The sequence below is a fragment of the Streptomyces longispororuber genome (genome assembly GCF_024448165.1).
GTDB lineage: Bacteria > Actinomycetota > Actinomycetes > Streptomycetales > Streptomycetaceae > Streptomyces > Streptomyces longispororuber_A.
On the sequence record NZ_JAMOLN010000095.1, the window covers coordinates 1 to 12764 of the forward strand.

Below are 12764 nucleotides of genomic sequence, written 5' to 3' on the forward strand. Positions count from 1 at the left end.
CGAGGTGGGTCAGATCGGGGCGCTCGGGGCTGACCAGATAGAGGACGACCTCGGTGCGCTGTAGGTGGTCCAGGCGCCACAGAACACGCGAGCCGGGCGGTGGTGTGCCGCTGGGCAGCATGTTGGGGAAGGACGACATGACGGCGGCATGCAGGATTTGATGGGAAGCGAGCAGGCGGCGTGCTCCGGGGCGCGCGGTGTTGATGCGGAATCGGGTGAGGAACATTTAGGCGCTCTCCTCCTCGAGCCCAAGAGCGTCGAACGGGTCGTGCGGGGGCAGGGGTCCGGCGAGGGGTATCTGGACGCTGTCGCTGACGACTGGTCGCAGGTGGTGGCGGCGATGAGCCGGGGAGAAGCTGACGGGCTGATCGGGCACGGTGTCCGCGCCGGCTTCGTCCGTCCGTGGCTCACGCAGCACGGTGAGCGTCACGCTGTGGGGACGACCGTGGCGGCCGCTGGAGTGCTGGTGGCGGCGCCGGTACCACGGTGCAGCCTGCCAGGGTTCGGCGTGCAGTGCTTCTTCGAGCGTGGCTTCGGGGTGGAGGTGGAGGTCCACCGGGCCGGCCGGTGGGCAGGAGCGGCGGCCGAGGAATGCGGGATACACCGGCTGGCGCAACGCACTCTGCAAGGTGGTGAGCAGTTGTGTGTCGCTGGTTTCGACGGCGGCGACGAACACCGCATCGGCCAGGTAGAAGCGCTCGGACAGCGGCATGGCTTTGCCGCTGACGGGATGGTGTGCGGTGTGGAAGTCGCGTATGCGGGTGCCGGGTTGGTCGATGCGCACCCCGTACCGGAGGGCGGCCAGGGGCGCCAGACCGACGGTGTCGTCGCGTTGGATGCCTTTGGCCGCGGCGAGCAGGCCGACCACGCCGCTCTTGGTGGGGGCGGACTCGGTGGTGCGGCGCACGAATCGGCCGGTTGCTCCCCATGATTGCAGCGGACCCGCCAGACGCAGGGTGAGCACGCTCATGCGGGCTTCTCCAGCTGCTCGACGATGGCCTGTCCCACGGCGGTGGTGAGCGCCGTCAGGTTGGGCATCTCGCTGCCGATCCCGGCGAGGGGGGCCGTGTTCGGACCGACTCGCAGCACCCAGCTGGTGGTGGTGTCCGTGTCGCCGTAGGCGCGCTCGATGTCGGGGATGTAGGCCGCCAGGCGCTCGCAGGCCTCACGGACGTGTCCCCCGGCGTCGCTGCGGACCGGGTCCTCGAAGGCGGAAACGTAGCTGACCGGGCGGGTGCTGCGCAGGGTGACGATGACGGCGTCGGGCAGGGTGTGATGCCCGAATGTGTTGATCTTCCCGGTCGGCAGGGAGGCGACGAAGCCGTGCACGAACGCTTCGACGGCGCGCCGCACCGGCGTACTCCTGGATGCGTCGTCGCGCAGGCCCTGGCCGAGGTTCGCGGTCAGCTGGTGGATGCCGACGGCGGCGTAGCGGTAGAGCGTGGCCGAGTTGAAGTCGACCGTGCCGATCATTCCGGCTCCGGTCTCCTCGTCTGTGTTCTCGTCGTCCACCGCGGTGTAGTAGTCCGATTCGATGTCGACGCGGTGCACGCTCAGTGCGTGGGCGACCTGGACGGCGGCGTCGACGCCGATGTCGGCGACGTCGGCCACCATCCGCCCGAACAGGGCGATGTCGACCGAGTGCAGGGTGTCGGCGATCTGCTTCGCGCGGGCTTTGTTGTCCTTGTCCTTGAAGAATGTGGTGATGTCCGCGGCGCCTTCCAGCGCGAGACGGGCGAGGCCGTCGAGCTGTCGGGCGCTGAGGAAGACGAGGTACTTCGCTTCCGGTGCCGGCGCGGCACGGTTGTCGGTGTCCTTGGCGGCATCTGCTTTGCGTTTGGGGACTTCCGTCTTGAGTCCAGCCGCCTTCACCGCTTCGTCGGCGAGACTCAGCGCGGTCTCCCGGTCGAGCGCGGGAACGGATTCGCTGCTCGGGGTGTCGCTGATGCGGGCGGCGACCGCCTCGACGATCTTCTTCGTGCGGACGCCGAGTTCGCTGGGCTCCAGCAAGTGCTCGTCACGGAAGTAGGTGCGGGTGGCCCGCTTCCAGGCCTGGCTGGAGACGCGGGCGCGGGGCACTCCCCCGTAGATCGCCGACTTCGGTGCGCCGGTGTCGTCGCGGTTGATGTTGCTGGGCGGAACGGTCTGCAGGGCGTGAATGTCGAGGAACATGCGCGTCACGAGGCGTCCTTACCGGTGTCCGATGTTTGGGTGTCTGGGGCTTGGGTGTCTGGGGCGGATGTCTGCTGGCCGGCATCGGGCAGGGCGATCCGGGCGTGGAAGGAGCGGCCCCATTCGCGGCGCACCGCATCGGGGCCACCGGGGTGCTGCCAGACATAGAGCTGTCCTGCGAGCAGGGCGTAGTCCACGGCAATGTCCTCACGGCGCAGCAGCAGTACGAGGTCGCGCAGCCGTTGGGCGAGCGTGGCCAGATCAGGTGCGGTGCCCGCGCGCACGAGACGCTTCTGCAGCGACTCGTCGATCTTGTTCTTGTCCTTCGTGAGCATGAGACGGCGCACTGCCGCGCCCAGGCCCCGCGGGTGATCGCTGCGGTGCGCCTGGTGCATGCCGGTGCGCCGGGACTGCTGGTGCAGCGCCCACAGTGTCAGGGTGACGTGCAAGGCGTCCTCGGCACGGCCGAGTTCCCGCTCGGCGAACCGGCCTGCCCCAGTGTCGGGTTCGTACAGCGGGCCGATGTCGATCAGGCTCCACAGGTCGGGTAGCTGCCCGGCCTCACGGCCGGCTCCACGGCGCAGCCGGGCCAGGGCCGCCACCGCGTCCGGCTGATCGGCGAGGTAGCCGCGCTGCCAGCGGGCCAGATCCCGGGCGGCGAGGTCGGCTACGCACGCGCGGGCGGACTTGGGCACTGTGGTGGTCATGCTGACGCCTCCGCGGCAGTGTCGGATGTCGTCTCCCCGCCGGCACGCGCGGGAGACGCTCCAAGGTCGGACGAGTCCGTGATGCCGAGCCCCTTGCGCAGGGCACCGCGAAACCAGCCATCAGCGAGGGCCGAGTTGAGCCACTCGGGCCCCTTCTTGAGATCGACGACCCGCCCCACCCAGGCCGCATCGCCTGCGGCCGCCAGCAGGTGATCTCCCAGCTGTTGAGCAAGGACGAAGACTTCCCTCTGCCACGCCTCGCGCCGCCCGTAGGGGTCGTCGGACTCTGCCAGCCGGTACAGCCAGCTGCGGTAGGGCTGTTCGAACGCACCGTAGGCGTGCGCGCGGGCCATGGACCGGCGCGGCTCGCTGTCCAACCCGGCGGCCCAGGCCAGATTCGACGCCAGGTCGGCAAGGGCGTTGACCGCCACATCGGCGTCCGCGACCGCAGCGATCGCCTGGTCGGCGAACCGCCGATCGCGCTGGTGCAGCAGCACGAGCGCCATGGCCACGTAGTCGTCCACGACCTCGTCGATCACTGACTGCTGGGTGCCGTAGCGTGCCCCGACGATCCGCGCCCGCACCAGATACCCTCGTGGAAGGATTCCCTCGGTGACGAGCTGGGCCACCCACTCCAGCACCAACGGCCGCAACACAGCGGCGGGTTCACTGCCTGCTGTGCCCGGCGACGGCTGTCCGGTCAGCAGTGCGGCCATGCCCCGCCACGCCGCACGCTCCGGATCGTGCTCGCGCGGCAGATAGACGGTGCCCTGCCCCAGCTTCTTCTCCTGTGCCGGGCTGCGCCGCCACGCCGTCATCGGCTCCCGGGAGTGCCGGTTGCGCGGGTGCAGCGGATCGCCGTATCCCAGGACCACACCCGTCACCCCGCCCTCGTCGAAGTGCAGGCGCAGGCGGCGGCTCTGCCACGTGTACAGGTCCCGAATGCCCGTCGGTGGCCGCTCCCCGCCACCCGGCCCTGACACCGCGCGCCGCCATGCCGGCACGTCATCGGGATCGATGTCGAAGTGCACAGCATCGGCGGCCAGGAGGTTCAACAGCAGCGTTTCGCGCAGCGTGGCTCCCTCCACGAAGATCCCGCCGAGGTTGCCGGTCCAGCCGACCCCCAGCGGATACACCTTTCCTCCCTTGGCCCGGCTGTCGCCCACGGCCCCGGTCTTGATCCCCGAGGTGTCGTAAGCGTGGGCGTGCACAATCCAGCGGGCCGCCTCCGCGAACGTCAGCCGGTCCACCGCCGGCAGTCGCGCACTGAAGAAGGGCTCACCGTTGGGCACATCCGCGACGATCCGGTTGAGAGAGAAGACCTCATCCTTGGACGTGCGCAGGCCGGCCGTCTGGAAGAACGGCGTCTCCTGGCTCAGCAGATCGAAGCGGTCACGATGCCGGTCCAGGTATGCGGCAACGGGCGCGAAGCAGTATTCGTCCTCCCAGAGATCCGCCCAGGCGTCGACGTCTGGCGGGCCATTCAGCGCATCGTGGGCCACCGCCAACAGCAGGCGCAGCAGGGCGAACTCCTGCGTCGGCAGGTCACCGACGATCCGGCGCAAGCGGCCCGCCTGTGCGAATACCTCCCGTAACGACAGGTCGTGCTGAGCGCCCGGCAGGTCCAGGACGGGAATCCATGGCCGGGTCGTGAGGTCGAAGGACGGCTTCTCACCCTCGGCTAATGGGGTCGTCATCGTCGCGGGAATCCTCCAGATCATGTGTCGCGTCAGTGGCGGTGGAATCCGGCCCGGATGCTGCCAGGCCGCACTGACAGTGGGGGTGCTCAGGCGTCACCGAAGATGTCCGGGCGCACCAGCACCCGGCAGTCCGTGCAGCCGCTTCGGTGACAGTCGGCACCAGGCGATCGGCCGCCTCAGCTGTGGCCAGCACCGCCTGGAACGGGTGCGGCGGACCCAACTGGTTGCGAGACAGCGTTCGAGGAGCATCACCTCCCAGACGGTGCTCATCCCTGCGCATCGCGTGTCACGTCGAGTCCGTCCGCCGGGCTGTAGCGCAGCGCATGCCCGGCCAGAGAAGTCCGCCCATCTTCGTCGAGGGCGAGGATCAACTGGCCTGCCAGCCAGTGGCTTTCCTTCGATTGCCAGGCAGGGACGTACAGTTCTTCCAGTTCAGCGATGGCCTGGTCCATCGTGCGGGGATCGCTGAACTGGATCGGCAATCGCAGGCCGCACGAGGCGGCGGCCCGCGCCGCCCTCGACGTCGGTACCTGATCGGTGGGCAGCGGGAGTCCGGCGAGAGGGCGGCCCTCTCGGTCCGGTGCGAGCCAGGGCACCGTGGTGATCGATCCGTCCGCCCGGCGGTGCACCACCATCACCTCCAGGCTCTCCCGGCTGTCGCGCACCTGCGCGCGGCCCTGGCGTGTGTCGTCCGCGTCGCCGATCCCGGCTGCCACCCATCCGAACAGCGGCCGGCCGGGCCGCGCCACCTCGTCCAGCCGGAACGCGCCCGCACGCTCGGCCTGTTCGGCTCGGTGGGCTCGATGCCGGGCATAGGCCGCCGCGACGTCCCGCTCCCAGCCCGGCGGGCAGGCACCCTCCTCGTCGTAGGCGGCCTGAACCAACGGACTGATATCGGCGGGAAGTTCGATCGGGCGGGGATCTTCTCCAAGATGAGGAAGCAAGGCAGCGGCCGACCTGAGCAGGGCGTACCTCCCGTACACGGCAACCGATCCGCGCACCGGTTTCGGCACCTTCCCTGTCACCGGGTCCCAGTCGAGGCCCGTGATCAGGCAGCGGGCGGCTCGCAGTCCCGGCGGGCGCTCTCCTTGCTTCTCGTCCGGCCGAGGATGGCGGTGCAGCCGGCCCATCCGCTGCAGCAGCAGGTCGACCGGGCACAGGTCCGAGACCAGCAGATCGAAATCCACGTCCAGGGACTGCTCGGCCACCTGGCTCGCGACCACGATGTGCGTGTGTGGCCGGCCGGCGGCCTGTCCGGGAGGGCCGAACTGGCGCAGCAGTTCGGCGTCCTTGGCCGCGCGGTCCACATCCAGGAAGCAGGAGTGCGCCACCGTGACCTGCCCGGCGCCGAAGCGGTGGCGCAGGACCGCCGCCGCTTCCAGGACCCTGCGCACGGTGTTGCGCACCACCAGGACCGTGCCCCCGTCCGTCAGCTCCGTCTCCAGCCGGTCGGCCAGTGCCTCCGGTTCGTCATCGATCTGCTCCACCGTGACGCTGACAGCGCGACCCGAGGCCGCCGGGGTGGACAAGACCGGCTCCCCGCCCGGGGCGATCGCCGTCAGCAGCGGGTAGGCGCGGCAGGCCGCGACGCCGTCGAATGCCTCCCCGCCGGCGTCGACGCGTCCGCTGTAGGCCGCAGCCAGTTCTCGCCGCCGCCGGGCGGGCAGTGTCGCGGACAGCACGACCACCGGGACCCGGTATGCCCCCAGCCAGGACAGCACACGGTCCAGATAGACGTTCATGTAGGTGTCGTAGGCGTGCGCCTCGTCGATCACGACTACCTTGCCCGCCAGCGCCAGATGCCGCAGCGCCAGATGGCGGCTTCGCAGTCCGGCGAAGAGCAGCTGGTCGACCGTGCCGACAGCGAACGACGACAGCATCGCCTTCTTCCGCCCCCGCAACCAGGAATGCGCCACGAGTTCCGGCCCGGCCCCATACGAGGAACCGCCCGGCCGTCGACCCGGCGCCATTGCGTCAGACCCGTCCACGTCCACGGCGACCACCGGACCGCTGTGCCGCAGCAGACCGGCAAAGTCCTCGTTCAACGCCGCCTTGGAATGCGCCAACAGGACCGAGTAGCGCACCCCGTCGGGGGCCGGCAAACGATCCAGCCACCGCACCAGACGCGGGAACATCGCGTTTCCGGTCGCCATCGTCGGCAGCGCGACGAACACCCCCTCGGCCCCCGAGCGCGCTGCGAAGACCTCTGCCACGGCCAGGGCGGCTTCCGTCTTGCCCTCACCCATCGGCGCCTCGATAACCAGCATCCCGGGCTCGTTCATAGCCCGCGCCAGATCCACCGCCGCCTTCTGCACAGGGCGGACAGCGGCGCCGGCAGGCAGGTCGAACCGGGTGGCGAACAGCTCCCCCGTCCCGGCCTCACCATCCGCGGTCCGCCAGCCACCGGGAAGATCAAGACCAGCCCAGGCCCGCGCGATCCGCTCACCACCCGAACGCGGCACATCCTCGGGAAAGTACGGAAACAGGTCCGGGTTGCTGGCGATCCAGTCCGACACGATGACCAAGGCAGTAAGGAGCACCTGCGCCGGCTGCGTCAGCCTCACAGCCCGCCACAGCTCAAGCCGCTCCCCCACACCGAACGCATCGGCGCACGCATCCAGCAACTCCTCCTGCACACGCCGCCACAGGGCCTCACTCGGGCCCGGCGTGCGCAGCAGCTCGGGCCAGTGGTCCAACCCGGTGATCTGTCCATGCTCCGGCGGCACCCCGTGATGGCCGCCGACCACCACAGCAAACTGCCCGGCCTGCCGCCCGGACCACCCGTGCCGGGTCTCCAGCCACTCGGTCAACAACGCCTGCCCCGCCAGTCCGTGGGGCGCCAGCTTCCGGTCCGCCCCCATCGCCGACCGTGACCGCATGGCCAGACCCTGGGCACGCATCACGTCCGCAAGTTCCTCCACCTGACAGGCGAAGGCCGGGGTCGCCTTGCCGATGTCGTGCACGCCGGCCAGCCACACCGCAAGCTGCCGGGCATCCGCCTCGCCGCGCGGGAGATCCGCCGCGATCAGTCTCCGTACCGCGACTGGCAGCCACCGATCCCACAACAGCCCAGCGATCGCGGCACTGTCGTCCAAGTGCCGCCACAACGGAAGCCACCCGTCACAGTCACGATCATGCTTCGCCCACACCGTGAGCACTGGACCATCCAGCCCCGCCCGTAAGTCCGCGCGAGAATCCCCCACACCACTCATGCCAGATGAATATCCGCAACTCGCCTACGATGAAGGCAAAACAACGAAACTCACCCCAGACTTCGGCACCCAGCCACCTCCCACTCCCACCACCAACCCTTACCCCATATACCCAGATTGCGACTAATGTCGAGATCGAAACAAGTTGCCCAACCACACCGACTCCGTCGATAACACTGCAGGTCACGAAGAGTGCTCCCCGCACCCGCGGGGATGGTCCCGAGCTCGTCATCGCGGCCGACCTGTCCGACCTGTGCTCCCCGCACCCGCGGGGATGGTCCCTGAGGTACGCGCACTTCGCGCCCGACCCGAGCGTGCTCCCCGCACCCGCGGGGATGGTCCCGGCTCGAGGATCGAGGGCGGCAGCAGCCGGATGTGCTCCCCGCACCCGCGGGGATGGTCCCGTCGGTGCCGTTGTCCATACGGATGGCGTTGGGTGCTCCCCGCACCCGCGGGGATGGTCCCGAAAGCGCACGGTTGTGGAAGGGTACGACTACGTGCTCCCCGCACCCGCGGGGATGGTCCCCGGCTCAAGTCCGGCCTCGCCCTCGGCAAGATGTGCTCCCCGCACCCGCGGGGATGGTCCCCTCGTCGAAGCGTCCCGGCCGGGCGGGGCGACGTGCTCCCCGCACCCGCGGGGATGGTCCCCCGGGTCAGATCCCGGACTCACGGTAGCGGTCGTGCTCCCCGCACCCGCGGGGATGGTCCTCTCGCGGTGTTCTTCGGCAAGCGGGCCCTGGAGTGCTCCCCGCACCCGCGGGGATGGTCCCCTGGCCATCCGTCAGATCATCCGGGACGCCATGTGCTCCCCGCACCCGCGGGGATGGTCCCTGCGGCCGCCACCAGCCACCCGTCAACACGACGTGCTCCCCGCACCCGCGGGGATGGTCCCCCGAACATCGTCAACAAGTGGGACTCCAACTGGTGCTCCCCGCACCCGCGGGGATGGTCCCAGCTAGGAACACCTGCGTTTCTGGCTGGAACCGTGCTCCCCGCACCCGCGGGGATGGTCCCCGTAGGAGGTCAGGCCGGCTACCGGATCGGGAGTGCTCCCCGCACCCGCGGGGATGGTCCCACCTATCGCCGCGTTTCGTTCGCACCCCGTGTGTGCTCCCCGCACCCGCGGGGATGGTCCCGTCCAGATCGGGCCCATCGACCAGATCATGGCGTGCTCCCCGCACCCGCGGGGATGGTCCCTTCATCCGGGTGGAGAATCCCAGCGCGGTCGGGTGCTCCCCGCACCCGCGGGGATGGTCCCGTCAGCTGCGCGACCGACGCCGCCGGCAGACTGTGCTCCCCGCACCCGCGGGGATGGTCCGTTCACGGCATGGGTGGGCGATCATGGCCGGGAGTGCTCCCCGCACCCGCGGGGATGGTCCCGGGCGCCAGAACGTCCAGATCGGGCCCATCGAGTGCTCCCCGCACCCGCGGGGATGGTCCCTATGGCGTGAGACCGAACGGAACCCGTATCCGGTGCTCCCCGCACCCGCGGGGATGGTCCCTACCCCCGGGGGTAGCTATGGAAGGCCGAGGGGTGCTCCCCGCACCCGCGGGGATGGTCCCTCGACGCGAGCTTCCAGAGTCTGCTCAAGGCCGTGCTCCCCACACCCGCGGGGATGGTCCCTGCTCGGCCAGGAGGTCACGGTCGTGCGCTTCGTGCTCCCCGCACCCGCGGGGATGGTCCTACTTGAGGCGGTCGGCGACGTCGGCCCGGAACGTGCTCCCCGCACCCGCGGGGATGGTCCCCCAGTGTTGAAAGACTTCGGGGGGATTGGTGGGTGCTCCCCGCACCCGCGGGGATGGTCCCGTCACCGGGGGCCAGCAGTCCCGCATCATCGAGTGCTCCCCGCACCCACGGGGATGGTCCCTCGCGATCCTTTCGCTCGCAGTCGGCGCGCAAGTGCTCCCCGCACCCGCGGGGATGGTCCCACCAAGGCCTGCGGCGTCCTGCGCAACGTGAAGTGCTCCCCGCACTCGCGGGGATGGTCCCACGTGGAGGAGTTCGTGCGCGGGCGCCCGGTTGTGCTCCCCGCACCCGCGGAGATGGTCCCCGGCAGCTCGCCGACGAAACGGCCCCGGTGTCGTGCTCCCCGCACCCGCGGGGATGGTCCCTGGCCCACCTCACCCAGGCCGGGCAACTGCACGTGCTCCCCGCACCCCGCGGGGATGGTCCTTGGCGCCTCTACCAGCCCACTTGGGCCCCGTCGTGCTCCCCGCACCCGCGGGGATGGTCCCAACCCAGGTACTTCCCAAGGTCTTTCCCAAGAATGCTCCCCGCACCCGCGGGGATGGTCCCCCGGGGCCGGCCGGGCGCTTCTCCACGACGAGATGCTCCCCACACCCGCGGGGATGGTCCCGAGGAGTGGAGCCGGGACTTCTACTCCCTGGAATGCTCCCCGCACCCGCGGGGATGGTCCCGCCGCCATCGCACGCACCCTCGGCGTCGACGCGTGCTCCCCGCACCCGCGGGGATGGTCCCTGGCCGTCCCGGTTGTTGATCGTGATCGGGACGTGCTCCCCGCACCCGCGGGGATGGTCCCGCTGTCGGAGTAGCGGCCCACTCCGGTCGGTAGTGCTCCCCGCACCCGCGGGGATGGTCCCGTTCATGCCGGGTTCGACGTCGGCCTGCTCCAGTGCTCCCCGCGCCCGCGGGGATGGTCCCAGTCTGTTCGGGACACTCGGCATGGTCGGACTGTGCTCCCCGCAGATCGCCACTCCTCCCGACCTGACTCAACGAGCCAGCCCCTGGAGGGGGCAACTTTCCACCGTCGCTGCCGGTTCCACTCTCAGCCGACCAGAGACACGAGACGGCAAAAGAGCAGGTATGCCAGCGCAACCCGCAATCTGCCATAGCTCGTTGACGGCTCCGGTCCCGGAGCACCGGCCCTGCCGTGCCTGGGCTCCTGGCCAGTGCGCTCAGAGCTCGATGACGCGAACTCGCGTTCACTCAGTGATCGTGTCGATGATCTCTTCCGTCCATGGCCCGCAGCGGCCAATCACCGGCGTCACCCATGCAGTCAAGGCGAGCTGGGCAGCGGCGGAGCACGGCCGCAGCCTCCCGCGGCAGCAGCGACCGGCAAGTCAAGGTCCGTGACTTCCGGGTCAAGACAGGGTGATGGCGGTGAGGTGGCCGGCGGCCTTGGCGCGCATCAGGGCGTTGGTCCGTCCGGCCAGCCGCGAGGCATGTCCGTACAGCTCTCGCTGTCGGACGGGGTCCAGAAACGGGTTGGGCTCGTTCATGTCGCACCCCCTGACCGGGGGCGCGGGCCGGTCAGGGCTGCTCGACGGCCACCTTCCGCAGCCAGCGCCGCGTCTGGCGCCGGTTGGCCAGCAGCACCACATCGGCGCCGGAGCCGAACTCCTCGATCTTCGCCATCACGCGGGGCCGCATCCTGCGCCGGTACGTGGCGACGTACTTGATCACGCCCCAGTGGATGCGGTTGTGCACACCGTTGCCCTTGTGCCCGGCCCCGTGCCGGATCTGCCGGGAGAAGATCCCGTACAGCGCCGCCACGGTCGACACGTCCATCAGGATGACCGTGTCGCAGGCTTCGAGCCGTACCTGCAGTGTCGAGTTGTAGTTGCCGTCGATCACCCATCGCGGCTGCGCGACCAACTCGCGCTGCACGTCGGTGAACCTGTCCATGGGCAGGGCGTTCCACTGGTCGTCGTAGAACGCGGCGTCCAGGTGTGTCACCGGGGCGCCGAGGATCGTGCCCAGCTCGCGGGCCACGTGGGATTTGCCGCTGCCTCCGCAGCCGACGATGGCGACCTTCTTCACGGTGCTCCAGCGTAGAAAGGCTCGGGTGTCCGGCAGACTCATCCTCCGGGACACGCTCGGAGGATCCGGCGTTCGGGAGCACGGTCTTACAAATGAGAGCCAGACCGGTGCGGCTAAGGCCCGGGCGCCCCGCGCCATCCCGCTTCCTCGGAAGGGCCAGGCGCGCGGCCATGGGCCGAGCGGTGGCGAGTGGGTCATGCGGGAGGGGGCGACGGCAGGCCCAGTGCGCGGTCCAGAGAACGGGGCCGGCCGCCGTCGGCCGCATTCCACCAGGTCTCGCCCCACGGGCCCCGTTCACGTAGGCGGGTGAGGGGGGTGCCGATGACGGGGAAGGACGGCTGCAGGGCGGCAGCCAGGTTCATCACGACCGCCGCACGGCTCAGGACACTGGCCTCGCTGCGCCCGCTCAGCACCAGCGCGACGACGGGCCGAGCCCCGTCGGCCACGGGCCAGCGGTTGCGCCACCACAGACGGCCCTGCCTGTCCCGGCGCTCCAGATACGCCTGATAGCGGCGGATCTTCTCCGCGACCCGCTCGGGCACCATCGTGGAACGGTCGACTTCCACGAACATCAGTGGCAGATGGTGCTCGGGCGCGGTGAGGAGGAGATCGGCCTGGACCGAGCCGCGGCCCGGCTCTGCATCCGTGCCCGTCACCGGCAGTGCCACCTCGGTACTCATCGCCTCGAGGCTCCCCAGTCCGGCCGGCCGGGCCTCGAGCACGGCCCGGTCCACCGGACTCAACTGCTCCACCGCGCCCTCGGCCGGGCGGGGCTGGAGCAGGGCCAGGGCGGTGGCGTTGACGTCCAGGGCGTGTGCGGCGCCGTGCGCGGCGGCGCCCCGGGCGATCGACCCCATTTCGGCCAGCGGCCGCTCCAGCACCCCGGCGGCCGCCTCCAGACCGGCCGCCGTCAGCCCATACAGCTTCCGGCCCTGCCGGCTGCGCCCCTCGGATACCACCAGGCCGTGGTGTGCCAGGTCGAGAGCCGCGTTGCGGTGCGCTGCTGTCCGGCGGCCGCGGTGCGGATCAGGATGGCGCAACGACAGGTGCGGCCGCGTCAACTCCTGCACCTGTTCAGCCGTCACCACCTTCAACACGCCTAACACGCGCAGGACATCCTCACGCAAGGCGCCCGTCGACCCATACGGCCACAACGCGCCCTTCGAACCCATCCCCACTCCCCCACCCAGAT

General features: G+C 70.1%; 9 protein-coding genes and 2 CRISPR repeat arrays. All 9 genes read right to left on the reverse strand.

Going from position 1 to position 12764, the window contains the following annotated elements:
• Nucleotides 1-226: type I-E CRISPR-associated protein Cas6/Cse3/CasE (locus M4J07_RS25175; protein ID WP_255975281.1), on the reverse strand; the 226-nt coding region annotated here is incomplete at its 3' end.
• Nucleotides 227-970 (reverse strand): type I-E CRISPR-associated protein Cas5/CasD, encoded by a 744-nt coding sequence (gene cas5e, locus M4J07_RS25180; RefSeq protein WP_255975282.1) that lies wholly within the window; start codon nt 968-970, stop codon nt 227-229. It abuts the gene before it with no gap.
• The gene (gene cas7e, locus M4J07_RS25185; protein ID WP_255975283.1) at nt 967-2181 is read right to left on the reverse strand and encodes a type I-E CRISPR-associated protein Cas7/Cse4/CasC; all 1215 of its coding nucleotides are present in this window, start codon (nt 2179-2181) and stop codon (nt 967-969) included. Before cas7e ends, cas5e begins: the two co-directional genes overlap by 4 nt.
• Nucleotides 2178-2879: a type I-E CRISPR-associated protein Cse2/CasB gene (casB, locus tag M4J07_RS25190; RefSeq protein WP_255975284.1), complete on the reverse strand. Its 702-nt coding sequence runs from the start codon at nt 2877-2879 to the stop codon at nt 2178-2180. The genes cas7e and casB overlap by 4 nt, the downstream gene beginning before the upstream one ends.
• Nucleotides 2876-4576 carry a type I-E CRISPR-associated protein Cse1/CasA gene (gene casA, locus M4J07_RS25195; protein ID WP_255975285.1) on the reverse strand — a complete coding sequence of 567 codons (1701 nt, stop codon included), beginning with the start codon at nt 4574-4576 and terminating at the stop codon, nt 2876-2878. Before casA ends, casB begins: the two co-directional genes overlap by 4 nt.
• Nucleotides 4577-4845: 269 nt before the next feature.
• Nucleotides 4846-7791, reverse strand: coding sequence for a CRISPR-associated helicase Cas3' (gene cas3, locus M4J07_RS25200; RefSeq protein ID WP_255975286.1), 2946 nt, complete (start codon nt 7789-7791; stop codon nt 4846-4848).
• Between the two features lie 192 nt (nt 7792-7983).
• Nucleotides 7984-9904: a CRISPR direct-repeat array (repeat unit 29 nt; unit sequence GTGCTCCCCGCACCCGCGGGGATGGTCCC).
• Between the two features lie 93 nt (nt 9905-9997).
• Nucleotides 9998-10453: direct repeats of the CRISPR family, unit length 29 nt; unit sequence GTGCTCCCCGCACCCGCGGGGATGGTCCC.
• A gap of 440 nt (nt 10454-10893) precedes the next feature.
• Nucleotides 10894-11031 (reverse strand): hypothetical protein, encoded by a 138-nt coding sequence (locus M4J07_RS25205; protein ID WP_255975287.1) that lies wholly within the window; start codon nt 11029-11031, stop codon nt 10894-10896.
• Nucleotides 11032-11062: 31 nt separating this feature from the next.
• Nucleotides 11063-11614, reverse strand: coding sequence for a topology modulation protein (locus M4J07_RS25210; protein ID WP_305128150.1), 552 nt, complete (start codon nt 11612-11614; stop codon nt 11063-11065).
• 152 nt (nt 11615-11766) lie between these two features.
• On the reverse strand, nt 11767-12744 hold the full coding sequence (locus M4J07_RS25215) for a replication-relaxation family protein (RefSeq protein ID WP_255975289.1): 978 nt from the start codon (nt 12742-12744) through the stop codon (nt 11767-11769).
• Nucleotides 12745-12764 lie beyond the last annotated feature (20 nt).

Excerpts from the sequence above, each read along its gene's own strand:
- cas5e (WP_255975282.1), bottom strand. The coding sequence starts at position 970 with ATGAGCGTGCTCACCCTGCGTCTGGCGGGTCCGCTGCAATCATGGGGA.
- casB (WP_255975284.1), bottom strand. The coding sequence starts at position 2,879 with ATGACCACCACAGTGCCCAAGTCCGCCCGCGCGTGCGTAGCCGACCTC.
- casA (WP_255975285.1), bottom strand. The coding sequence starts at position 4,576 with ATGACGACCCCATTAGCCGAGGGTGAGAAGCCGTCCTTCGACCTCACG.
- cas3 (WP_255975286.1), bottom strand. The coding sequence starts at position 7,791 with ATGAGTGGTGTGGGGGATTCTCGCGCGGACTTACGGGCGGGGCTGGAT.
- M4J07_RS25205 (WP_255975287.1), bottom strand. The coding sequence starts at position 11,031 with ATGAACGAGCCCAACCCGTTTCTGGACCCCGTCCGACAGCGAGAGCTG.
- M4J07_RS25210 (WP_305128150.1), bottom strand. The coding sequence starts at position 11,614 with ATGAGTCTGCCGGACACCCGAGCCTTTCTACGCTGGAGCACCGTGAAG.
- M4J07_RS25215 (WP_255975289.1), bottom strand. The coding sequence starts at position 12,744 with ATGGGTTCGAAGGGCGCGTTGTGGCCGTATGGGTCGACGGGCGCCTTG.